Origin of the sequence: Pseudomonas nicosulfuronedens (assembly GCF_005877905.1) — a bacterium.
GTDB classification, from domain to species: Bacteria; Pseudomonadota; Gammaproteobacteria; order Pseudomonadales; family Pseudomonadaceae; genus Pseudomonas; species Pseudomonas nicosulfuronedens.
The window spans coordinates 25,431-48,959 of record NZ_SWDV01000008.1; the positions used below are offsets into that span (position 1 = coordinate 25,431).

Here is a 23,529-nt window from a genome sequence, read left to right on the forward strand (position 1 = left end):
GGTGCAAGGGAATGTCGCAATTTCGACAATGGGAACCGTGCAGTCGAGTGGCGGCGCCCCGGTCCCCGAAGGCGCCGCGCAGGAAGAGGTCGTGGGTGTTACGGCATCTGCACCTCGATCGTGCCGTCGGCGCTGACGGTGACCTGGCTGGTACCGGCTTCGATTTCCTGCGCCGGGGCGCCGCCGTAGCTGTCGGCCTTCATCGCGGCCATGCGCATCACGGGCATCGGGCGAGGCGCGCCGGAGGTGTTCAGGTTCAGGCTGACCAGCTTGTAGCCCTTGCCGCCGAGGGCATCGGTGAGCACCTGGGCACGGGCCTTGAAGGCATCCACGGCGCCTTTCATCATTGCATCCTCGTTCTTCGCGCGGGTCGCGTCGGCGATGCTGAAGTTCATGCTGCCCATCTTCAGCTTGCCCAGCAGGTCGGCGGTGAGCTGGGAGAGGGCGGCGAAGTCGGTGCTTTCCAGGCGCAATTCAGCGCGCTCGCGCCAGGCGGTGATCTTCTGGCCCTTGTCGTCATACACCGGGTAGCTGTTGCGACTGCCCAGGCTGACGGTCACGCCTTTCACCTTGCGCGCCTGCTCGACCGCCGCGTTCATCGCGGAGGTGGTTTCGGCCGCCAGCTTCGTCGGATCGTTGGCCTGGCCTTCGGTGAACAGGGTCACGTGCATCAGGTCGTGGGCGACTTCCTGGCTGACCTCGGCGCGCAGCGAAACCTGGTTGTAGCGAGGTTCGTCTGCCAGGGCTCCCAGGCTGGTGGCGCACAGGGCGATGGCGGCGGCGATGGCGGTGAAGGGTTTCTTCAGTACAGACATGGATGACTCCTTGCTCCAGAAAAGTGTCCGGGCCACAGCTTAGTAGAGCCGCTGGCGAGGACTGTCAGACTCTTTGACGACGATGGCGTCGAGTTCGGGTTATTGACCGGTGTCACTAAATGTTTCGGCATCGGGCGGCCAGCGCAGGGCGCGCTGGAGTATGCTGTGGCGCTATGCCGCATAAAGGAGAGGGGGCTCTTGGCTATACTCGCGCAAATTCCGGAATTCACCATGCGCCCACCGGTTTTCCAGCTTTCCGCCAGTCGTCAGAACCTCCTGCATCTGACGCTCATCCGTATTCTCGTGCTTGCCGCCCAGGCCGGTTCGGTCGGGCTTGCCTACAAGGCCCAGCTGATCCAACTGCCCTGGCTCGCGCTCGGCGTGACCCTCGGTGTCTCCCTCGTACTCTGCCTGGGCACTGCGCTGCGCCTGCGCGGTCCATGGCCGGTGACCGAACTCGAGTATGCCGTTCAGTTGGCCTGCGATCTGGTCATCCACAGCGTGCTGCTCTATTACTCGGGCGGTTCGAGCAATCCCTTCGTCTCTTATTACCTGGTGCCGCTGACCATCGCCGCGGCGACCCTGCCGTGGCTCTACACCATCGCCCTGGCGGGCCTCGCGCTGGCCAGCTACACCGTGCTGCTGGTGTGGTTCCACCCGCTGGAGATGGCTGCCGGGCAGCGCGACAACCTGCTGATCTACGGCATGTGGCTGAGCTTCGCCCTCGCCGCCGCGCTGATCACCTTCTTCGTCGCCCGCATGTCCGAGTCGCTGCGCCGGCAGGAACAGTTGCAGGCCCAGCGTCGCGAGGAGGGCATGCGCGACCAGCAATTGCTGGCCGTCGCTACTCAGGCCGCCGGAGCCGCCCATGAGCTGGGCACCCCGCTGGCGACCATGAGCGTACTGCTCAAGGAATTGCGCCAGACCAATGCGGACCAGCCGATGTTGCAGGAAGATCTCGCCCTGCTGCAGGAGCAGGTCAAGCTCTGCAAGACCACGCTTCAGCACCTGGTGCGCGCCGCCGAGGCGGACCGTCGCCAGGCGGTGGAGGAGCAGGGCGCCAACGAATGGGTCGAGTCGGTACTGCGTCGCTGGCACCTGATGCGCCCCGAGGCGAGCTATCGCTATCAGACGCTGGGCAAGGGCAAGGCACCGCGGATGACGCCGCCGACCGACCTGAGCCAGGCGCTGTTGAACCTGCTCAATAATGCGACGGACGCCTGTCCGGACGATCTGGACATCCGCCTGGACTGGGATGCCGGTGAGATCTGCCTGAGCATCCGCGACCAGGGCCCAGGCGTGCCGTTGGCCATTGCCGAACAACTCGGCAAGCCGTTCTTCACCACCAAAGGCAAAGGGTTCGGCCTGGGGTTGTTCCTCAGCCAGGCCAGCGTGACCCGCGCGGGTGGAACGGTGAAGTTGTATAACCATGAAGATGGCGGCACTCTGACCGAGTTGCGTCTGCCCAGAAGCTATGGCGTGGCCTGATCGCCGCGCCCGCGAGGAAGTACCATGAGCGAAGAGATCCTGTTCGAAGGCGAAGAGCAGCCCCACCTGCTGCTGGTGGACGACGATGCCACCTTTACCCGCGTCATGGCCCGCGCCATGACCCGTCGCGGGTTGCGGGTGTCGGTCGCCGGCTCCGCCGAGGAAGGCCTGGCCATGGCCAAGGAAGATCTGCCCGACTACGCCGTGCTGGACCTGAAGATGGACGGCGACTCCGGCCTGGTCCTGCTGCCCAAGCTGCTCGAGCTCGACGCCGAGATGCGTGTGGTGATCCTCACCGGCTACTCCAGCATCGCCACCGCGGTGGAGGCCATCAAGCGCGGCGCCACCAACTACCTGTGCAAACCGGCCGACGCCGACGATGTGCTCACCGCGCTGCTGTCGCAGCATGCGGACCTGGAGACCCTGGTGCCGGAAAACCCCATGTCGGTGGATCGCCTGCAGTGGGAACATATTCAGCGCGTGCTTGCCGAACATGACGGCAACATCTCCGCGACCGCCCGAGCGCTGGGTATGCACCGGCGTACATTGCAACGTAAGCTGCAGAAGCGCCCGGTGAGGCGTTAAGCGATCGATAAGACAAAGGAGCGCCAATGAGCGCTCCTTTTTATTTCCAGCCGTGCGAGCCGACCCCATGACCGACAGCGCCGAGTACCGGGCCGCGAACGATGCCGTTCGCAGCCGCTTCTTCCACCGAGTCTGGCAACTCACCGCGCCGTACTGGCGCAGCGAAGAGAAGGGCATGGCCTGGCTGCTGCTGATCGTGGTGATCGCCCTCTCCCTGGTGGGTGTGGCCGTCTCGGTCTGGCTTAACAGCTGGTACCGCGACTTCTACAACGCCCTGCAGAACAAGGACGTCGACTCTTTCATTCGCCTGGTCCTGTACTTTTGCGGCATTGCCGCAGCGGCCATCCTGATCGCCGTCTACCGTCTTTACCTGACCCAGATGCTCACCATCCGCTGGCGCCGCTGGCTGACGGAGAAACACTTCGCCGCCTGGCTCGGGGACAAGAACTACTATCGCCTCGAACAGCGTGGCCATACGGACAACCCTGACCAGCGCCTGACCGAAGACCTCAACAATTTCACCGACACTACCCTGACCCTGGGTCTGGGTCTGATCCGTAACGTGGTCAGCCTGGTGTCCTTCTCGGTGATCCTATGGGGTGTCTCCGGCAGCATCGAAGTGTTCGGCATCAGTATTCCCGGCTACATGTTCTGGGCTGCGCTGGTCTACGCCGCGGTCGGCAGTTGGCTGACCCATCTGATCGCCCGCCGTCTGATCACGTTGAACAACCAACAGCAGCGCTTTGAGGCGGACCTTCGCTTCGGCCTGGTGCGGGTGCGCGAGAACGCCGAGAGCATTGCTCTGTATAACGGTGAGGCCAATGAGAATGAGCGATTGATGGCCCGCTTCCGCAATGTATGGGGCAATTTCTGGGAGCTGATGAAGGTGCAGAAGCGCTTGACCTTCTTCAGCTCTGGCTATGCGCAGATCGCCATCATCTTCCCCTTGGTGGTCGCCGCGCCTCGCTATTTTGCCGGCAAGATCCAGCTCGGCGAGCTCATGCAGATCAATTCCGCGTTTGGCAACGTGCAGGATGGCCTGAGCTGGTTCATCGACGCTTATGCCAGCCTCGCCAACTGGCGTGCTACCTGTGACCGTCTGCTGAGCTTCCGCGGGGCCATGACCGAGACGGCTCAGGAGTCGGCCAATATTAATGTGCGCAAGACCGGCACCAACCTGCAGTTGCAGGACCTGACGCTGAGCCTGGGCAGTGGTCGTGAACTGCTGGAGCCAACCCGCCTGACTATCAATACTGGCGAGCACGTGCTGATCGGCGGCCCCTCCGGTGGCGGCAAGAGCACCCTGCTGCGTGCCATGAGCGGCCTGTGGCGCTACGGCAGCGGCGTGGTGCAGATGCCTGAGGCGCGCAGCCTGTTCGTGCCGCAGAAACCGTACCTGCCCATAGGCACACTGGCCGAAGCGCTGTGTTATCCCGAGGCGGGCGACCGGCATGATCTCGAAAGACTGAAGCAGGTGCTGCACTTGTGCCGCCTGGACTCCTTGGTATCCCGCCTGGAAGAGGCCGATCACTGGCAGCGCGTGCTCTCGCCGGGCGAGCAGCAGCGCCTGGCCATCGCCCGCGCGCTGCTTTATGCACCGCAGTGGCTGTTCCTCGACGAGGCCACCTCCGCGCTGGACGAGACCGACGAGGCTGCGCTTTATCAGGTGCTGATCGACCAGTTGCCGGGGGTGACCCTGGTCAGCATTGGCCATCGGGTCAGCCTGAAGCGATTCCACCCGCGCCAACTGCGCCTGGAGGAGCATCGTTTGCAGGAGATCGAGTCTGTTTTGCCGGCGTAGTGGCAGTTTGATTCACTGGAATAATGTGATCGCGTTAGTGGGAAACATCTGAAAGTCTTCTCAGACAGGATGATTTCTTCTTATTTATTTACATTTTTCAGTGTTTAGCCGCTGCGAAGTTTTCAAGAACAGGTACCCTGTGCACCCCGGCGGTCATCCGCCGGGCCGAATGCATTCCAACGGTACCGCCATGAAACCCCTTTCCCCCTCACGCCAAGCCCTGACTCGCTCGGACCTGCGCCTGATCGACACGCGCCGGTACGTGCTGGGCGCTGCCTGCGTGTCGCTGGTCATCGCCGCGGCTGCCTTCGCTGGCGGGCTGTGGATCGGGCGGGGCCAGGCCGAACCGGTGATGGTCCCGGTGGCGCAGTCCGACGAAGCGCCCGATGAGTCCGGCGAGCGTTTTGCCGCCGAGCGCATCGGCGAGCTGACCGGTCGCCTGCAAGTCCTGGAGAAGGACGCGGACTACCTGCTCAAGGCTGTCGATAGTCACGAGGAAATCGCCCGCAAGCTTTCCAAAGTCGACCCGGAGCTGGTCCCCGTCCCAAAAAGCAAGCCAGCCTCCACCCGCAACGAAGGTGGCATCCTGCTGCCGCCCCGAGCCTGCGTCGACCCGTTGCCCGCATCGGCCGCTGACCTCGAGCGCAATGAGCAATCGGCCAAGTGCCTGCGCCGGGTCTTCGACCTGCTGATGGACCAGGTGGCCCGGCGTAACGCCGATTTCATGGCAATCCCCGCGCGCCGCCCGATGGAGCAGGCGCGCCTGGGCTCGCCGTTCGGTAACCGGGTTGATCCGTTCAACCGCCACCTGGCCTTCCATTCTGGCCAGGACTTCTCCGCGCCCACCGGTAGTCCGATCCATGCCGCCGCCGGCGGCCGGGTGATCGTTTCCGGGCGACATGCTTCCTATGGCAATCGCGTCGAGATCGACCACGGTAATGGCCTGGTGACTCGCTACGCCCATGCCTCCAAGCTGCTGGTGAAAGTCGGCGACGTCGTACTGCCGGGGCAGGAGATCGCCAAGGTCGGTTCCACTGGACGCTCCACTGGTCCGCACCTGCACTTCGAAGTGCTCTACCACGGCGAATTCGTCGACCCGCAGAACTTCCTTTCCCTGGGCGGCATGGAGATCGACAGCGATGGCCTGGCCACGGACTAAGCGGCCCTCCACCCGCCACCTGTTGCGCGCCGAGCACCGCCCTCATGTTCCCCAGGGCTTTGCCTGGTTGGGCTGGGCGGCGCTGGTGCTTCTCGTGCTCGCAGCTCTCGCGCTGGGCGGCTGGCAACTGCGCGCCAGCGATGATGGCCAGGCGCGTGAGCGCATCGGTGCGCTCGAGGCGAAAAACGCCGAACTGACGCAGGAGCTGGAAGAAAGGCACCTGCAAGCCGAAGAGGAACGCGCCAACCGTGAGCAGCTGATGCGGCGGATCGACGCGATGTCCGCCGAAATCAAGAAACTCAAGACTGAGCTGGCCTTCTTCCGCCAGCAGAAACCTGGCAAGTAGTACGCGCGAGGAATTGCGATGTTCAGCAACAGCAAGAAGAAAGGCCCGCAGGTCTCGGTGGACAAGTTCTCCAGCCTGCTCTCGGGCAACGTCGATCTGGTCGGCGACATGCAGTTCCAGGACGGCCTGAAGATCCTCGGCACGGTGAAAGGCAACATCAGCCACAAGCCCGGCGCGGCCAGCCTGCTGGCGCTCAGCGCGGAAGGCCGGATCGAGGGCAACGTCAGCAGCTACGATGCCCTGATCGACGGCACCATCATCGGCGACCTCTACGTCGAGCACCTGCTGGAACTGCACTCGAACGCGAGGGTGGTCGGCAACATCCAGTACCGCCAGTTGAGCATGGAGAACGGTGCGACGGTGGACGGCAAGCTGACTCGTCTCGCCGACGGCGAGGCGCCCAAGCCCCTGGAGCTGCCGGCTCCGGTGCGCGATGAGGAAGCCGAAGCCTGATTTGCCCCGGCGCGGTGGGTACTTAGCTTGCTATGATTGTCGCCCCCACCGCCCAGACCCGCCCGTCCCATGCTCGCACTCCTGCTCCAGACCTTCAGCATCACCGCCCCGGTCTTTGCCATGCTGTTCCTCGGAGTGCTGCTGCGCCGCGTGGGGGCGATCAATCCGGAATTCATCCAGACGGCGTCGGCGCTGGTGTTCAACGCCACCATGCCGGCGATGCTGTTCCTCGGCATCTACCACTCCGACCTGCACAGCGCGGCGCGTCCGGAAGTGCTGCTGTATTTCTGTGCGGCAACCCTGGCGGGCTTCCTGCTGGCTTGGGGCTGGGCCGTCTGGCGGGTACCGCGCGAGGAGCGTGGTGTCTACGTCCAGGGCTCGTTCCGCGGCAACAACGGCATCATCGGCCTGGCGCTGGCCACCAGTCTCTATGGCGAGCACGGCCTGGCGCTGGGCTCGGTCCTCGCTGCCCTGGTGATCCTCTGCTACAACACACTGTCCTCGGTGGTGCTGGCGATCTACAGCCCGAGCATGAAGTCCGACCCACTGAGCATCGCCCGCAACGTCATCTGCAACCCGCTGATCATCAGTGTGCTGGCCGCACTGCCGTTCTCCTGGTTCGGTATCGGCCTGCCCCAGTGGCTGCTGACCTCCGCCGACTACTTCGCTCAGATGACCCTGCCGCTGGCGCTGGTCTGCATCGGCGGCACGCTGTCGCTGGCCTCGCTACGCGAGAGCGGCGGCCTGGCAATCAGCGCGAGCCTGATGAAGATGGTCTGGTTACCGCTGATCTGTACTTTCGTCGCCTGGGCGCTGGGCTTCCGGGGTGCCGAACTGGGGATTCTCTTCCTCTATTTCGCCAGCCCTACGGCGGCCGCCAGCTATGTCATGGCCCGCGCCGCCAATGGCAACCATGAACTGGCAGCGTCGATCATCGTCATCACCACTCTGGTGGCGGCGCTGACTACCAACGTCGGCATCTTTGTCCTGCAGTGGGGCGGCTGGATGTGACTCGGCGGAAGTCGATATCCTTCCAAGGGGTGTTGCGCCAAACGCTATTCGGTTTGTAGGAAATTTCTGAAAGATCGCTCTGTATCGCATCCGCGAGCGAACGCCGTTCCGCACACGTACAAGACCGGTTACATTTGGCACCCCGCTATGCACGATCAAGGAATGTTCATGCAGCTCACGCGTCGGATGGTTCGTGCCGTCTTTTTTCTATCAGCCAGTCTCCTGGCTGCGACGGTCGCTGCCGAACCGCGTGCGGACCTCTCCAGCCCAACCGCCGGCTGGCGCTACTCCGGCCTGACCGATGATCCGAGCGTGCCCCGCGTGGCCTATCCCACGCCGCCTATCGACCGTGGCGGTGTGCGTGGCCGCAGCCTGATCGAAGGCCATCTGCGTGAAGTCTCCGGTATCGACCGTGCCCAGCGCCTGGTGGTGAATGGCAATCCGCTTCCTCTCTATACCGACGCTGAAGGCAAGTTCGTTCGCCCCTACAACTTCGGTGCGGGCAGCAACAGCGTGGCGGTCAGCAGCGATCAGGGGAAATCCCTCAAGCGCGTCCAGTTCTACGAAGCCAACACTGGCCGCATTCCACCGCGTATCCGCCTGGCCCTGGGCTGGAACGACCCCAAGGCCGAACTCGATCTGCATATCGTCACGCCTGACGGCCAGCATGCCTTCTGGGCACGCCCGCGCCTGAGCAACGGCGGTGGCCTCGACCCGGATGGCGTCGACGGCCCCGGCCCGGAAATGTTCACCATGGCGGCGCCGTTGCATGGCACTTACCTGGTCTACGTCAATTACTGGGGCAACCTGAACAGCCAGGGTTACAACTTCCAGGCCGGCAGCAATGTGCAGGACGTGATCACCGCCGAGATCAACCTGGTGTTCAACGAAAACACCGTCAACGAGAAGCGCGAGACCTTCGTGGTGCCCATGCGCACCATCGGCGATCTGGTGCTGGTGAAGACCTTCAACTACTGAATTCGCCCCTCGCAGGGATGACACGGGACAAGCGATCCATGAGCGACAATACGCCCTCCAGCAGCCAAGACAGCACCCCTTCGCCGACGCCGGCCCAGGCCCCGAGCCGTGGCCCGTTGATCGCCATCGGCGCGCTTGCCGCCGCGCTGGTGGCCGGCGGCCTGGCCCTGGCCTTCGGCCTGATCCCTGCGTTCCATTCGGCGCCGGTGGGCACCCTGGAAGCGCCCGAAAGCCCAGAAGTGGTCCGCGACCTCAAGCGCCCGGATGCGTTGATCGAGAGTGCCTCTCTCAGTCAGCTGCCCAAGGCGCTGCTGGAAGTGCCGCTGCTGCGCGACGTGCTCACCGAGGACTTCGTCTTCTACTACGAGAACAACGCCGACCGCCTGGGCCTGGCCGGCACCCTGCGGCGCATCGTCTACGAACACGACCTGACCCTGAAGGACAGCGTGATCGAGGAACTGCTCGACCAGCCGGCCCAGGTAGCCCTGTGGCGTGGTGCCGATGGCCGTCTGCGTGACTTCATGGTGGTGCTCAGGCGCGGTGGACTGGCCAAGGTGCTGGAGCCGCTGGCCAAGGTCGCGGCCGATGACACCCAGCTGAAGAAGGTTGCGGAAATCCAGGTGAAGGGCGGTGCCACGCCGGTCTACAGCCTGCGCTACGGCGCTGAGAAGACCCTGCTGTTCGTCTCCCGTGGCGACCAGATGCTGGTGTTGTCGAACCCGAAGATGCTCTTCCCCAATCCGGACTACGACACTCTGGGTGAGCCCGATGCCGCGATCGCCAAGGATCTGGGCACTGCGCTGGAAGGTGAACCTCTCTTCGCCAAGGACTTCGCCCTGGAGCCGCGCGGCGAGCTGAAACAGCGCATCACCCTGGGCGCTGGCGTGCTCGCGATGGGCTACCAGCGCTTCATCCCGACCTTTGCCGGCGTGCGTTTCGAGCAGGGCAAGGATGGTTGGCACAGTTACCTCGCACTCAACGAAGTCGCCCGCCAGCCGGACCTGGACTTTACCCCCGTCTGGCAGGCGATGCCCATGGGCGCCAGCGCGTGCGTCGCGTTGCCGGTCACGCCGGGCCTGTATGACAACATGCTGGTGAAACTGGGCGCCGAGCAGAAGATGGCCGCGGCATTCTCCGAGCACCTCTCCGGCGCCGCCGGCTTGTGCTGGTACCCGGATTCGCGGCTGCACTCTCCGCTGTTGGCGGTGAAGCTCGACGCCCCTGCCAGCCCCGAGCTGGACGAGCAGCTGGGCAAGCTGTTCGGCAGCATGATTGGCGCCTACGAGGCCAACGTGGAGACCGGTGCCTTCGAGGTTGAAAGTCGAGCCGAGGGCGAAGGGCGTCTGTGGCAACGCCAGGTCAGCTCGCGCTTCGGCCAGTATCAGGCGAGCGAGGCGGAAAATCCCGACCAGGTCAGCGGCAACGGGTTCTTCCGCGTCAGCCTGCTGCGCGATGGCAACACCCTGCTGTTCTCCATCGACGACAAGCTGCTCGACAAGGCCCGCAACACCCTGGCCAAGCGCTTCCCGCCGCTGGCCGACGTGCTGCCCAAGGATGCCCTGGTGCCGGCGTACCTGGCACCCAAGACGCTGTCCGCACTGCTCCAGCGCGAAACCCTCGACAGCCTGCCGCAGGATATCGAACCGGTGTTCCGCAACGCTGCCGACACACTGCTCCTGCCACGCCTGAAGACCCTCGCCGGCAACGGCTCCTACGCCCTGACCCTGCCGGCCGGCAGCGAGCCCAGTGGCGAGTGGGAGTGGCTGCCGCTGGAATGGAAGGCACTGTGATCTGCAAACCCCTCATGCTGGTGGCCGGTCTGCTTGCTGCCACGCTGGCGCACGCGGCGGAGCCTGCACTGGATGCGCAGCAGACCCAGGTGTTCCGCGCCTGGTTCGTGCGTATCGCCGAGGAGCAGCTGCGCCGCGGGCCGAACCCGCGCTGGTACCAGCAGGACTGTGCAGGGCTGGTGCGCTTCGCCGCCAACGAGGCGCTGAAGGTGCACGACGCCAAGTGGCTGCGCGCCAACGGCATGTCCAACCGCTACCTGCCGCCGGAACTGGAACTGTCCGACGCGCAGCGCAACCTCGCGCAGACCTGGCAGCAGGGAGGCGGCAAGACCGGCCCCTACGTCAACGCGATCAAACTCATTCAATACAACAGCCAGCTCGTTGGCCGTGACCTCAACCAGGCACGCCCCGGCGACCTGATGTTCTTCGACCAGGGCGATGACCAGCATCTGATGATCTGGATGGGCCGCGACATCGCTTATCACACCGGCACTCGTACGGCGACCGACAACGGCATGCGCTCGGTCAGCCTGCAACAACTCATGACATGGAAGGACACCCGATGGATACCCGACGAATCCAATCCCAACTTTATCGGCGTCTATCGCTTGTCCTTCCTGACCCGATGAATACGCTGCGCGGCATTGCCGCCGCCCTGGCCTGCGCCGGCCTGTTCGCCGCCGTGCCCGCGGTCGTGCAGGCGGACGACGACGTGCCGGCGAGCAACTACACGCCCATGGCCGGCGAGTCGTTCTTCCTGCTCGCAGACAGCAGCTTCGCCTCCGACGAGGTGGCCAAGGTGCGCCTGGAGGCGCCGGGCCGCGACTACCGCCGCTACCGCATGGAGCCGTATGGCGGCGCGGATATCCGCGTCTACCGCATCGACCAGCCGCTGGACTTCCTCAAGCGCCAGAAGAACTTGCACCGCGTGCTGTCCGAAGGGCAGTTCAAGGGCGAGGGCTTGTCCAACACCCTGGCTTACCTGTGGGACAACTGGTACCGCAAGTCGCGTCGGGTGATGCAGCGGACCTTCTCCTACGAATCGCGCCAGCAGGTCACCGAAGTCGTGCCTGAGCTGAAAATGGGCAATGCCATGCGCGCGCCGACGCCGTATGACGCGCAGCCGCAGTACGCGCCGATTCCCGGCCTGCCCATGGTCAGCCAGTTCCGCTATCCGCTGTGGGACGCCAAGCCGATCCAGCCTCCGAAGGAGGTCACCCTCGCCGGTTCCTCCAGCGAGTTCATCAACGTCGCCCCGGGCAACGTCTATGTGCCGCTGGGCAAGCTGAAACCCGGCCTGTACCTGGTCGAAGCGCTGGTCGGCAAATACCGCGCGACCACCGTGGTGTTCGTCTCCAACAGCGTCGCGGTGAGCAAGATCGCCGGCAACGAGCTGCTGGTCTGGACGGCGCGCAAGCACGAAGGCACGCCAGTGAGCGGCGCCAAGGTGCTGTGGACCGACGGCCTGGGCGTGATGAGCAGCGGCAGCAGCGATGCCGACGGCCTGCTGCGCCTGCAGCACGTCAGCCCAGAGCGCTCCTTCGTGATCGGCGAGGACGAGGAGGGCGGCGTCTTCGTCTCCGAGAACTTCTATTACGACAGCGAGATCTACGACACCAAGCTCTACGCCTTCACCGACCGCCCGCTCTACCGTCCGGGCGACTGGGTGGCGCTGAAGATCGTCGGCCGCGAGTTCAAGAACTCCCGCGAATCGCAGTCGCCGCAGAGCGCGCCGCTGCGCCTGTCGGTGATCGACGCCGCCGGTACCACGCTGCAGACCCTGGACCTCAAGTACGACGCCAAGAGCGGCACCAGCGGCCGCTTCCAGCTGCCGGCCAACGCCGTCGCCGGCGGCTACGAGCTGCGCTTCGATTACCGTGACCAGACCTACAGCAGCGCCTTCCGCGTTGCCGAGTACATCAAGCCGCACTTCGAGATTTCCCTCGACCTGGCCAAGCCCGATTTCAAGACCGGCGAGCCGGTGAAGGGCAACCTGATCCTGCTCTACCCGGACGGCAAGCCCGTGGCCAATGCGCGCCTGGAGCTGAGCCTGCGCGCCCAGCAGTTGTCCATGGTGGACAACGAACTGCAGTACCTGGGCCAGTTCCCCGTGGAGCTGTCCAGCGCACAGATCACTACCGACGATCAGGGTCGCGCCGCGCTGGACCTGCCGGCGGCGGAGAAACCCAGCCGCTACATGCTCACCGTGTTCGCCAGCGATGGCGCCGCGTACCGCGTGAAGACCAGCAAGGAAATCCTCATCGAGCGCGGCGCCGCCCGCTACCGCGTGAGCGCACCGCAGCGTTTCAGCGCCGCGGGCGATCAGGTCGAGTTCAGCTATGCCGCTGAGCAGCAGACTCAGATCCAGCCCAGCGCCTACCGTTGGCTGCGCCTGGAAGACCGCAGCAGCGGAGATGGCGTTGTGGCCGATGGCAAGTTCGCCATCACCTTCGACAAGCCTGGCACCTACAGCGTCGAACTGCGCGACAAGGCCGGCCAACTACTGGGTGGCACCGGTCACTCGGTCAGCGGCGATGGCGTGAAGGCCGTAACGGGCACCGTGGAAATCGTCCTCGACAAGGCCGAGTACCAGGCCGGTGAAGAGGCGCTGGCGCTCATCACGTTCCCGGAACCGGTGGACGATGCGCTGTTGTCGCTGGAGCGCGACAAGGTGGAGGCCACCGCGCTGCTGTCCAAGGGCGGCGACTGGCTGAAGTTGGAGAAGCTCAATCCGACCCAGTACCGCGCGCGTATCCCGGTGAAGCCGGAGTTCTCGCCGAACCTGACCTTCTCCGTGCTCTACACCCGCAGCGGCGACTACAGCTTCCAGAACGCCGGCATCAAGGTCGCCGTGCCGCAGGTGGAGATCGCTGTCAGCACCGACAAGGAGCGCTACGAACCGGGCGAGACGGTCACCGTCAATCTCGACACTGCCTATGCCGGCAAGCCCGTTTCCAGCCACCTCACCGTGAGCGTGGTGGACGAGATGATCTACGCGCTGCAGCCGGAGATCGCCCCGGGCATCGACCAGTTCTTCTACCATCCGCGCCGCAACAACGTGCGCACCAGCGCGAGCCTCGCATTCATCAGCTACGACGTGGCACTGCCCGGCACGCCCAGCGCACCTGGGCGCGCCAACCGCAGCGAGCGGGGCGTGAAGGTGCTGGAGCGTCCGCGCCGCGAGGAAGTCGACACTGCCGCCTGGGAACCGGAACTGGTCACCGATGCCAACGGCAAGGCCCAGTTCAAGTTCCGCATGCCTGACTCCCTGACCCGCTGGCGCATCACCGCTCGCGCCATGGATGACGAAGGCCAGGTGGGCCAGAAGAAGCAGTTCATCCGCTCGGAGAAACCGCTGTACCTGAAGTGGAGCGGTCCGAAACGCTTCCGCAGCGGCGACGCGCCGGACCTCGGCCTGTTCGTCTTCAACCAGGGCGAGCAGGACACCAAGGCTGAGCTGCTGATCCGCGCCAACGGTGGGGAAAAGACCCAGACGTTGGAACTCAAGCGCGGCGTCAACTACATCGCTCTGCCGCAACAGCCGCTCAGCGATGGCGACTGGAGCGTGGAGCTGCGCCAGGATGGTCAGGTACGCGACAGCCTCGGCGTGCACTTCAGCCTGGTAGCGGACAGCTGGCAGGTGCTGCAGTCCAGGCCGTTGCAGGTCAATGCGCAGAACACCCCATTGCAGTTGCCGGCGGATGCCCGCGACGTCAGCCTGCGCCTGGATGACAGCGCCCAGGCCCTGCTGCGCGGTAACCTCGACTCGCTGCTTGACTACCCCTGGGGCGGCGTCGAGCAGACCGCCAGCCAACTGCTGCCGCTGAGCGTCGCCTACCCGATGCTGGCGAACGGCGAGCCGCGTGTTCGCGACCGCCTGCGCCTGATCATGCAGACCAGTCGCCTGCGCCTGGTGCAGATGGCCGGCCCGGACGCCTACTTTACCTGGTGGGGCGGCGAAGACTACGACGCCTTCCTCACCGCTTATGCCTACTACGCCGACTGGCATGCCAGCCGCGCACTGGACATCCAGCTGCCGCCGGAGCACTGGCAGCGTGTGCTGGAGCTTTACTCCGCGCGTGCCAGCGCCACGCCGCTGTTGCAGCGCGCACTGATCCTGGCGTTCGCCCGCGACATGAAGTTGCCGGTGCAGACCCTGGTCAGCGGCCTGCTCACCGACCTGGAGAACGCCGGCAATGGCGAGGCGGCGAAGTCGGTGAACGACTTCGACAGCGACGACAGCCTGGTCATGGGCCAGCCGGATTCCGAACTGGGCCTGGCAGTAGCCCGTGTGCTGACGGCCAGCCTGGCCGAGCAGAACAAGGTTGCGCTGCCGCAAGGGTTCGCCAAGCAATTGGATGGCGCGCGCCTGAAGCTGAACACCAGCGACCAGCCGTTCGCCCGTGCTGTGCAGCTCTACAGCGGTACCGTCGATGCCGGCCGTGCTCGCACACTGTTGCAGAGCCTGGCGCCGCAGCAGTCCACCGTCGAGCGCGCCCTGGCGCTGACCTGGATGCAGCGCGCTGTGGCCGATGCCCCGGCTGCCGAGCTGCCCAAGCCGATCACGGACTGGAAGGAAGGCCGCAGCACCACCGGCGACGCCTTCTGGCAGTGGCAGGGCAAGGCAGTGCCTGCGCAACTGGACCTGAGTGCCGCGCCTTCGCGTCCGCTCAACGCTTCCGTGACCTTCCGCAGCGCCGAAGCGCCAGCCAGCCAACTGCCGGTAACCATCAAGCGCCGCCTGCTGCGCCTGGTGCCGGGCGAAGATGCGTTTGCCTTCAGCGCCGAGGCACTGGGTGATAAGCCGCTGTCCAGCGACGAGTTGTACCTGGACGAAGTGACCCTGACCGCCGAACAGGCTCAGGCCCTGCGTTACGGCATGCTGGAAGTACCACTGCCGCCGGGTGCAGACGTCGAGCGCACCACCTGGGGCCTGCAGATCAGCGGCCTGGGCGGTGTCGAGGCAACCAGCCTGGAGCGCGCACGCAACGAGCCGGGTGACCTGTTCTACGGCGTGCCGGTGGACACCCTGGGCGGCGAGCTGCGCTTCCGTCATCTGGTCCGCTTCTCGCAGAAGGGCGAGTTCGTCCTGCCGCCGGCCCGCTACCAGCGCCTCTATGCGCCGCAGGAGCAGGCGCTGGAGCAGAACCCGGCCCTGGCGAAGATCAAGGTCCAGTAAGCCATGCACGCGCGCCTGGCCGGCCTGATCCTGCTGTTGCCGCTGAGCGCCCTCGCGGCGCCCGGTCCGCAAGAGCAGGCACAGCTGGCCTGGCGCACGGCGCAGGGCGATGAACTGCTGCGGCTCGGGCCGCAGCAGGTGCTCGATCGCCAGCCGTTGCCGGCCGACCTGCACGCTCCGCTGGGCAGCCTGTGGAAACTGTTCGTTTATGCCTGGCTCAACGATACCGGCCAGCAGGAGCCGGCCTACCAGTGCCGTGGCGAGAGCAAGGAAGAAGTCTATTGCTGCACCACCGGGCAAAGCATCGAGCGCGACGCCGCGCTGGTGAAGTCCTGCGGCCTGTACTTCCAGCCGCAGCGCCTGGGTATCGACGGCGCCGTCTGGAGCCAGTACTGGCAGGCGCGCCATGCGCCGGCCTGGGTCGCCCGGCTGGACGAGCTGGCCCCGCAGACCGAGGTGCCGGTCGCCGAATTGCTCGATCAATTGCAGCACCTGCCGGCCCAGGAGCAGGCGCGCAAGGTGCTGCTGGACGTCAGCCTCGCCGCCGATGAAGGCCGCACACCGGCCGCATTGGGCGGTCGCCTGCGGGTGAAGACCTGGAGTTGGGACGAGAATGGCCAGCGTGAAGGTGGCTTCGCCGGGTGGCTGGTCGATGGCACGCCGCTCTGGGCGCGCGGGCCGGGGACCAGCAAGACAGTCCTGGCGAAGTACGGCAACGCCATCGGTGCCGCACTGCCGGCTCCTTGGCCCAGCGATCCGGGCCGTTGCGTCGAAGTCGGGTTGTTCAGCCGCTATCCGCTGAAAGAGGTCTACGACGCACACAACCAGCCCGTCGCCGAAGGTCTTCTGCAAGGTCGGCAGAGCGTTCTGTTCGCCAATGGCGTCCGGCTGGATGTGGATAGCAGCGGCGATCTTTTCCTTGTGCGCGGCGTCGAAGGCCCGCGTCTGACCGCGCGCCTGTCCCGCGAGGAGTACGTCGCTCGCGTGCTGGATCGCGAGGCTTCCGCCGTGCCGCCGGAAGCGGCCAAGGCGCTGGCGGTGACCATCCGCACTTATCTGTTGCAGAACGGAGCCCCGCGCGGCGACTGCCTGAGCATTGACGACAGCAGCCAGCGCCAGCGCGTGGCACCGCGTCCGGCCAGCGAAGCAGCGCGTGGTATTGCCGCCTGGACGGCCGACCTGGTGCTGGCTGGCGGCACCGTCACCTACCACTCGGACGAGGCGGGGCAGTCGAAACTGTCCTGGCGCGACGCTCAGGAGCAGGCCGCCAAAGGCCTGCGCTATGACGCGATCCTCGCCCGCGCATTCCCGCGCACCAGCCTCAGCCGCTGGAGCAACCCGACTGCGGCCTGTCAGCCGCTGCCCGAGGCTGAGCGCTGGTTGAAGGCACAGCGGCGCGACTGGCGCCCGCGCCTGGAAACCGAGGCGGGCTATGAGGAGCTGCAGTCCTTCGCTGTGTGCCGCCTGAGCAGCGGCCGGCCCTATGTCGACCGCGAACGCCAGCGCATCTATGTGCGCGGGCTGTACTCCCAGCAGGACCGCCTCGACCTGGCTCATGAATACCTGCACCTGGCCTTCCAGGCGCACCCCAATGGACAAGACGAGGGCTACGTGGAAAGCCTGGCCCGTCGCCTGATACTGGAATGATCAGCATGAAACTCGCCCATGTGCTCCGCCTGTCCCTGCTCGCCAGCCTGATCCCGCTAGGCGCGCAGGCCGCCGAATCGCCGATCAGCCTGGATACCCCGCTGGGCGGCTGGCGCTCGGGCGACGGCGACAAGGCCGACTTCCGCCAGACGGTGAACTACCCGGCGTCCTCGGTGAACTCGCGGGAGGACCAGTCCGATACTGCGCGGATCCGTGGCGAAATCCGTGGGTTGCCCAAGGACAGCAAGGAGCCTGCGCGGCTGGTGGTCAATGGCGTGGCCATGCCGATGCGGGTCGAAAGCGACGGCAGGTTCGACCGCCCGTTCGCCTTCCCGGCGGGTTCCAACAGCGTCGAAGTCGTCAGCCCGGACGGCCAGCAGCGCAAGCGCGTGCAGTTCTACCACGGCGGCGGTGGCGGCGAGGTGGCGGCCAAGCTGCGGGTCATGCTGTCCTGGGATTCGGACAACACCGACCTCGATCTGCACCTGGTGACGCCCGATGGTGGGCACGTCTGGTACGGCAACCGCTCGCTGCCCAACGGTGCGGCCCAGGACGTTGACGTGACCACCGGCTACGGTCCGGAAATCATCGCCAGCCCGACTCCGCTCAAGGGCCAGTACCTGGTCTACGTGAACTACTACGGCGGTGGCTGGAGTTCGGATGAAAGCTCCGGCGACGTGAATGCGGCCAAGCCGCTGACCACGGCGCAGGTGACTATCGTCACGGAGGAGGGCACGGTGAACGAGAAGCAGGAGTCCTTCCTGATCCCGATGCGCCAGCCGGGTGAGCTGACACTGGTCAAACGGTTCAGTTATCCGTAGGGCTCATGTAGGAGCGAGCTTGCTCGCGAACCCGCACCGCTGCGGAGCTGTTCGTGAGCAAGCTCGCTCCTGCAGGTTCGCTGTTCAGGCTTTCTGATCCGCTTGCCACGCCTCGATCACTTCTTGCGCTGCGCGGAACGCGTCGATGGCTGCGGGGACGCCGGCATAGACCGCGCAATGCAACAGCGCTTCGCGAATTTCTTCCACGGTGCAGCCATTGTTCAGCGCACCGCGCACGTGGCCTTTCAACTCCTGCGGGCACTTGAGGGCGGTCAGCGCGGCCAGGGTGATCAGGCTGCGAGTCTTGCGCGGCAGGCCGTCGCGGTTCCACACGCCGCCCCAGGCGTGCTCGTTGACGAAGTCCTGCAGCGGCTGGGTGAACTCGGTGGCGTTGCCCAGGGCGCGGTCGACGAAGGCGTCGCCCATCACTTCACGGCGAACCTGTTCGCCGGCCTTGCGGTTATCGTTGCTCACTTCTGACTCCTTCAGAGACCTTCCAGGCGCACCCGGGCAGTGCCGGAGCGCAACATATTGAGTTGTTCGGCGGCGGCCTTGGAGACATCGATGATGCGTCCACGGCCAAATGGTCCGCGATCGTTGATGCGCACCACGACACTGCGGCCATTGTCGAGATTGGTCACCCGTACCCGTGTGCCGAAGGCCAGGGTGCGATGGGCGGCGGTCAGGGCATTCTGGTTGAAGCGCTCGCCGCTGGCGGTGCGTTTGCCGTGGTGGGCCTTGCCGTAATAGGACGCGGTGCCTTCGGCGCGGTAGCCGCGGCCGGAGACCTCCGAGTCGCTGTCGTAAGATGTAGTGCTACAGCCGGCCAGCAGGGCCAGGCAGCCGACGAGGGCCATGGGTCGCAGCATCGAACCTCCGGACGAAAAAACGCCGGGCAAGCCCGGCGTCGTTGAAGTGTGGGCTCAGGCTTCGAGCTTCTTCTTCAGCAGTTCGTTCACTTGTGCCGGGTTGGCCTTGCCCTTGGCGGCCTTCATGGCCTGGCCGACGAAGAAGCCGAACATCTTGCCGCGCTTGGCTTCGTCGCTGGCGCGGTACTGTTCCACCTGCTCGGCGTTGGCTGCCAGCACGTCGTCGAGCAGTTTCTCGACGGCGCCGCTGTCGGTGTTCTGCACGAGGTCCTTGGCCTTGATGATCTCGTCCGGCGAGCCTTCACCTTCGGCCAGGGCAGCGAACACGGTCTTCGCCGCCTTGCCGTTGATGGTGCCGTCCTTCAGGCGCAGGATCATCTGGCCCAGGTGCTCGGCGGAAACCGGCGATTGCTCGATTTCCAGGCCGTCCTTATTGAGCAGGCTGGAGAGCTCGCCCATCACCCAGTTGGCGGCCAGCTTGGCATCGCCACAGATGCTCTGGACCTGCTCGAAGTAGTCAGCCATTTCGCGGCTGGCAGACAACACGCTGGCGTCGTAGGCGGACAGGCCGTACTGGCTCTCGAAGCGCTCGCGCTTCTGGTCCGGCAGTTCCGGCAGCTGGCCGCGCAGTTCTTCGAGGAAGGCACGCTCAATGACCACTGGCAGCAGATCCGGGCAGGGGAAGTAACGGTAGTCGTTGGCTTCTTCCTTGCTGCGCATGGAGCGCGTTTCGTTGGCTGCTACGTCATACAGGACGGTTTCCTGGACGATCTTACGGCCGGATTCCAGTTCGTCGATTTGCCACGCGATCTCGGTGTTGATGGCGCGCTCGATGAACTTGAACGAGTTCACGTTCTTGATTTCGCGACGGGTACCGAACTCGGCCTGACCCTTCGGGCGTACCGACACGTTGCAGTCGCAGCGCAGCGAGCCTTCGGCCATGTTGCCGTCGCAGATGCCCAGGTAGCGCACCAGCGCATGGATCGCCTTGGCATAGGCCACGGCTTCCTTCGCGCTGCGTATCTCCGGCTCGGAGACGATCTCCAGCAACGGAGTGCCGGCGCGGTTCAGGTCGATGCCGCTCATGCCGTGGAAGTCTTCGTGCAGGCTCTTGCCGGCATCCTCTTCCAGATGCGCGCGAGTGATGCCGACGCGCTTGACGGTGCCGTCTTCCAGGGTGATGTCCAGGAAGCCCTTGCCGACGATGGGATGGTCCATCTGGCTGGTCTGGTAGCCCTTGGGCAGGTCCGGGTAGAAGTAGTTCTTGCGCGCGAACACGTTGCGCTCGGCGATCTCGGCGTTGATCGCCAGGCCGAACTGGCAGGCCATGCGCACGGCCTCCTGGTTCAGCACTGGCAGGGTGCCGGGCATGGCCAGGTCGACCAGGCTGGCCTGGGTGTTCGGGGCGGCGCCGAAGGTGGTGGCGCTACCGGAGAAGATCTTCGATTGGGTGGAGAGCTGTGCGTGGATTTCCAGCCCGATCACGGTTTCCCATTGCATGTGTGTCGTCCTCAGAATCCAGCCGGTGCTTGTTTGTGCCAGTCGCTGACCAGTTGGTACTGGTGCGCGACGTTGAGCAGGCGGCCTTCCTGGAAGTACGGCGCAAGCAACTGGACGCCCACCGGCAGGCCGTCGACGAAGCCGGCGGGCATGGACAGGCCTGGAATGCCGGCAAGGTTGGCGGTGATGGTGTAGATGTCTTCCAGGTACTGGGCGACCGGGTCGTTGTTCTTCTCGCCCAGTTTCCAGGCCGGGTTGGGCGTGGTCGGACCGAGGATCACGTCGACTTCGGCGAAGGCGTTGGTGAAATCGTTCTTGATCAGGCGACGAATCTTCTGAGCTTTCAGGTAGTACGCGTCGTAGTAACCGGCGGAAAGTGCGTAGGTGCCGACCATGATGCGGTTCTTCACTTCAGCGCCGAAGCCTTCGGCGCGAGAGCGCTTGTACAGGTCCTGCAGGTCCTTAGGGTCCTCGCAGCGATAGCCGTAGCGAACGCCGTCGAAGCGCGACAGGTTGGAGCTGGCCTCTGCGGGCGCGATCACATAATAAGCAGGGATCGCGTGCTGCATGTTCGGCAGGGAGATCTCCTTGACCACCGCGCCGAGCTGCTTGAGCTGCTCGACCACCTTCATCACCGCGTCGGCGATGCGGCTGTCCAGGCCGGCGCCGAAGTACTCCTTCGGCAGGCCGATGCGCAGGCCGGTCAGCGGCTTGCTCAGGGCGGCCAGGTAATCGTCCACCGGCTGATCGACGCAGGTGGAGTCCTTCGGATCGAAACCGGCCATGGCGCCGAGCATCAGCGCGCAGTCCTCGGCGGTGCGGGCCAGCGGGCCGCCCTGGTCGAGGCTGGAGGCGTAGGCGATCATGCCCCAGCGCGAGACACGGCCGTAGGTGGGCTTGATACCGGTGAGGTTGGTCAACGCTGCCGGCTGGCGGATCGAGCCGCCAGTGTCGGTGCCGGTGGCGGCCGGGATCAGGCGCGCGGCCACGGCGGCGGCGGAACCACCGGAGGAGCCGCCCGGTACGCGGGAAGTGTCCCAGGGGTTCTTCACCGGGCCGTAGTGGCTCGATTCGTTGGCCGAGCCCATGGCGAACTCGTCCATGTTCAGTTTGCCCAGGCTTACGGTGCCGGCGTCGGCCAGGCGCTCGACGACGGTGGCGTCGTAGGGCGAGACGAAGGCGTCGAGGATCTTCGAGCCGCAGCTGGTGCGCACGCCCTGGGTGCAGAACAGGTCCTTGTGGGCGATCGGTGCGCCCAGCAGGGCCCCGGTTTCGCCTTTGGCGCGCCGCTCGTCGGCTGCCTTGGCCTGGGCCAGGGCAATTTCCTCGGTGACAGTGATGAAACTGTTCAGCTGCGGGTCGAGCTGCTGAATGCGCGCGAGCAGGGCAGTGGTCAGTTCCTGGGCGGAGAATTGCTTGTCGGCGAGTCCGCGGGCGACTTCGGCGAGGGTCAATTGATGCAGCATATGTCCGTGTCCTTAGCGCTTACTCGATGACTTTCGGGACGAGGTAAAGGCCGTCTTCCACGGCCGGCGCGATGGCCTGGTAGGCTTCGCGGCGGTTCTCCTCGGTGACGGCGTCGGCGCGCAGGCGCTGCGTGGCTTCCAGCGGGTGGGCCAGGGGCTCTACGCCATCGGTGTCGACCGCCTGCATGGCGTCGATCAGGCCGAGGATGTTGTTGAGGGTATCGGTGGTGCGCGAAATGTCGGCTTCCTCCAGGCCCAGGCGGGCGAGGTGGGCGATCTTTTCCACGTCGGAGCGTTCAAGCGCCATCGGGGTCTCCAGCTAGAGCGGCCCGGTTCGAACTGGACCTGGCCGGAAGGAATTGAGGGGGCAGGGAACAGAACCCGCGGCAGACGGTCGAAGGCCGCTGGGATGGGCCTGCGGGCCCGAAAAACGAGGAATCTAGCATAAATTGCCGCCTTGCCCAAAACCCCCGTCATTGTTAGAGTTTGCCGCACTTTTTTACCCGCGCACTTTTCACCCACGCGCCACCTATGGGTTTCTTTCCAATGTTCAAAAAACTGCGTGGCATGTTCTCCAGTGATCTGTCGATCGACCTGGGCACTGCCAATACCCTTATTTATGTGCGCGAGCGCGGCATCGTCCTGAACGAACCGTCCGTGGTCGCCATTCGTAGCCACGGCAGCCAGAAGAGCGTGGTCGCGGTCGGTACCGAAGCCAAGCGTATGCTGGGCCGTACCCCGGGCAACATTGCCGCCATTCGTCCGATGAAGGACGGCGTGATCGCCGACTTCAGCGTCTGCGAGAAGATGCTGCAGTACTTCATCAACAAGGTTCACGAGAACAGCTTCCTGCAGCCCAGCCCGCGCGTGCTGATCTGCGTGCCGTGCAAGTCCACCCAGGTGGAACGCCGTGCCATCCGTGAATCGGCCCTGGGCGCTGGTGCCCGTGAGGTGTACCTGATCGAAGAACCGATGGCCGCAGCCATCGGCGCCGGTCTGCCGGTAGAAGAGGCCCGTGGTTCCATGGTCGTCGATATCGGCGGCGGCACCACCGAGATCGCGCTGATCTCCCTCAACGGCGTGGTCTACGCCGAATCCGTCCGCGTCGGCGGCGATCGCTTCGACGAAGCCATCGTTACCTACGTGCGCCGCAACTACGGCAGCCTGATCGGCGAATCCACCGCCGAGCGCATCAAGCAGGAAATCGGCACCGCCTTCCCGGGCGGCGAAGTCCGCGAAGTCGACGTCCGTGGCCGTAACCTGGCCGAAGGCGTACCGCGCAGCTTCACCCTGAATTCCAACGAAGTGCTCGAAGCGCTGCAGGAATCCCTGGCGACCATCGTTCAGGCGGTCAAGAGCGCCCTGGAACAATCCCCGCCGGAGCTGGCTTCCGACATCGCCGAACGCGGCCTGGTACTGACCGGTGGCGGCGCGCTGCTGCGCGACCTGGACAAGCTGCTGGCCCAGGAAACCGGCCTGCCGGTGATCGTCGCCGAAGACCCGCTGACCTGCGTCGCCCGTGGCGGCGGCAAGGCGCTGGAGATGATGGACCGTCATTCGATGGACCTGCTTTCCACCGAGTAAGGTAGGAAAGCCCTGTAAAGGTCGGTTGACGTTTCGC

General features: G+C 65.1%; 20 protein-coding genes. 14 read left to right on the forward strand and 6 right to left on the reverse strand.

From position 1 onward, the window contains the following. Positions 1-98: 98 nt before the first annotated feature. The gene (locus FAS41_RS08425; RefSeq protein WP_138521193.1) at positions 99-815 is read right to left on the reverse strand and encodes an SIMPL domain-containing protein; all 717 of its coding nucleotides are present in this window, start codon (positions 813-815) and stop codon (positions 99-101) included. A gap of 231 nt (positions 816-1,046) precedes the next feature. Here FAS41_RS08425 and FAS41_RS08430 point away from each other — a divergent pair, with 231 nt between their 5' ends. From FAS41_RS08430 to FAS41_RS08490, 13 genes are all read left to right on the forward strand, one after another. Further along, positions 1,047-2,303, forward strand: coding sequence for an ATP-binding protein (locus FAS41_RS08430; RefSeq protein ID WP_138521195.1), 1,257 nt, complete (start codon positions 1,047-1,049; stop codon positions 2,301-2,303). A gap of 24 nt (positions 2,304-2,327) precedes the next feature. Next, positions 2,328-2,888, forward strand: a complete 561-nt coding sequence (locus FAS41_RS08435; protein WP_017518181.1) for a response regulator transcription factor — start codon at positions 2,328-2,330, stop codon at positions 2,886-2,888. A gap of 67 nt (positions 2,889-2,955) precedes the next feature. Beyond that, on the forward strand, positions 2,956-4,689 hold the full coding sequence (locus FAS41_RS08440) for an ABC transporter ATP-binding protein/permease (RefSeq protein WP_138521197.1): 1,734 nt from the start codon (positions 2,956-2,958) through the stop codon (positions 4,687-4,689). Between the two features lie 190 nt (positions 4,690-4,879). Further along, positions 4,880-5,848: a peptidoglycan DD-metalloendopeptidase family protein gene (locus FAS41_RS08445; RefSeq protein ID WP_138521199.1), complete on the forward strand. Its 969-nt coding sequence runs from the start codon at positions 4,880-4,882 to the stop codon at positions 5,846-5,848. Then, positions 5,829-6,194, forward strand: a complete 366-nt coding sequence (locus tag FAS41_RS08450) for a hypothetical protein (protein ID WP_246084843.1) — start codon at positions 5,829-5,831, stop codon at positions 6,192-6,194. The genes FAS41_RS08445 and FAS41_RS08450 overlap by 20 nt, the downstream gene beginning before the upstream one ends. An 18-nt stretch (positions 6,195-6,212) precedes the next feature. Then, positions 6,213-6,647, forward strand: a complete 435-nt coding sequence (locus FAS41_RS08455) for a bactofilin family protein (protein WP_138521201.1) — start codon at positions 6,213-6,215, stop codon at positions 6,645-6,647. Positions 6,648-6,716: 69 nt separating this feature from the next. Beyond that, positions 6,717-7,658: an AEC family transporter gene (locus tag FAS41_RS08460; protein WP_138521203.1), complete on the forward strand. Its 942-nt coding sequence runs from the start codon at positions 6,717-6,719 to the stop codon at positions 7,656-7,658. 186 nt (positions 7,659-7,844) lie between these two features. Beyond that, positions 7,845-8,636 (forward strand): YfaP family protein, encoded by a 792-nt coding sequence (locus tag FAS41_RS08465; protein WP_246084848.1) that lies wholly within the window; start codon positions 7,845-7,847, stop codon positions 8,634-8,636. Between the two features lie 38 nt (positions 8,637-8,674). Beyond that, positions 8,675-10,426, forward strand: coding sequence for a DUF2138 domain-containing protein (locus FAS41_RS08470; RefSeq protein WP_138521207.1), 1,752 nt, complete (start codon positions 8,675-8,677; stop codon positions 10,424-10,426). Positions 10,427-10,440: 14 nt separating this feature from the next. Beyond that, entirely contained in the window at positions 10,441-11,055 is a 615-nt protein-coding gene (locus FAS41_RS08475; protein ID WP_246084849.1) for a DUF1175 domain-containing protein, read from the forward strand. After that, the gene (locus tag FAS41_RS08480; protein ID WP_138521211.1) at positions 11,052-15,605 is read left to right on the forward strand and encodes an alpha-2-macroglobulin family protein; all 4,554 of its coding nucleotides are present in this window, start codon (positions 11,052-11,054) and stop codon (positions 15,603-15,605) included. Before FAS41_RS08475 ends, FAS41_RS08480 begins: the two co-directional genes overlap by 4 nt. A 3-nt stretch (positions 15,606-15,608) precedes the next feature. After that, positions 15,609-17,252: a DUF2300 domain-containing protein gene (locus FAS41_RS08485; RefSeq protein ID WP_138521213.1), complete on the forward strand. Its 1,644-nt coding sequence runs from the start codon at positions 15,609-15,611 to the stop codon at positions 17,250-17,252. Positions 17,253-17,257: 5 nt separating this feature from the next. Beyond that, positions 17,258-18,073 (forward strand): YfaP family protein, encoded by an 816-nt coding sequence (locus FAS41_RS08490; RefSeq protein ID WP_138521215.1) that lies wholly within the window; start codon positions 17,258-17,260, stop codon positions 18,071-18,073. 84 nt (positions 18,074-18,157) lie between these two features. On the opposite strand, the gene FAS41_RS08495 is transcribed toward FAS41_RS08490, so the two are convergent. Genes FAS41_RS08495 through gatC form a run of 5 tightly spaced genes read right to left on the reverse strand, consistent with a single transcriptional unit; the run spans position 18,158 to position 22,215 of the window. Beyond that, on the reverse strand, positions 18,158-18,499 hold the full coding sequence (locus FAS41_RS08495; RefSeq protein WP_138521413.1) for a carboxymuconolactone decarboxylase family protein: 342 nt from the start codon (positions 18,497-18,499) through the stop codon (positions 18,158-18,160). A 59-nt stretch (positions 18,500-18,558) separates the two neighbouring features. Further along, a complete protein-coding gene (locus FAS41_RS08500) occupies positions 18,559-18,942 on the reverse strand; it encodes a septal ring lytic transglycosylase RlpA family protein (RefSeq protein ID WP_138521217.1) in 384 nt (127 codons plus the stop codon). 54 nt (positions 18,943-18,996) lie between these two features. Next, positions 18,997-20,442: an Asp-tRNA(Asn)/Glu-tRNA(Gln) amidotransferase subunit GatB gene (gatB, locus tag FAS41_RS08505; RefSeq protein ID WP_138521219.1), complete on the reverse strand. Its 1,446-nt coding sequence runs from the start codon at positions 20,440-20,442 to the stop codon at positions 18,997-18,999. A gap of 11 nt (positions 20,443-20,453) precedes the next feature. Continuing rightward, positions 20,454-21,908: an Asp-tRNA(Asn)/Glu-tRNA(Gln) amidotransferase subunit GatA gene (gatA, locus tag FAS41_RS08510; protein ID WP_138521220.1), complete on the reverse strand. Its 1,455-nt coding sequence runs from the start codon at positions 21,906-21,908 to the stop codon at positions 20,454-20,456. 19 nt (positions 21,909-21,927) lie between these two features. Beyond that, positions 21,928-22,215 (reverse strand): Asp-tRNA(Asn)/Glu-tRNA(Gln) amidotransferase subunit GatC, encoded by a 288-nt coding sequence (gene gatC / locus FAS41_RS08515; RefSeq protein ID WP_015475813.1) that lies wholly within the window; start codon positions 22,213-22,215, stop codon positions 21,928-21,930. Between the two features lie 239 nt (positions 22,216-22,454). On the opposite strand from gatC, the gene mreB reads away from it, so the two are divergent. After that, positions 22,455-23,492 carry a rod shape-determining protein MreB gene (gene mreB / locus FAS41_RS08520; RefSeq protein ID WP_017518164.1) on the forward strand — a complete coding sequence of 346 codons (1,038 nt, stop codon included), beginning with the start codon at positions 22,455-22,457 and terminating at the stop codon, positions 23,490-23,492. Positions 23,493-23,529: the final 37 nt, after the last annotated feature.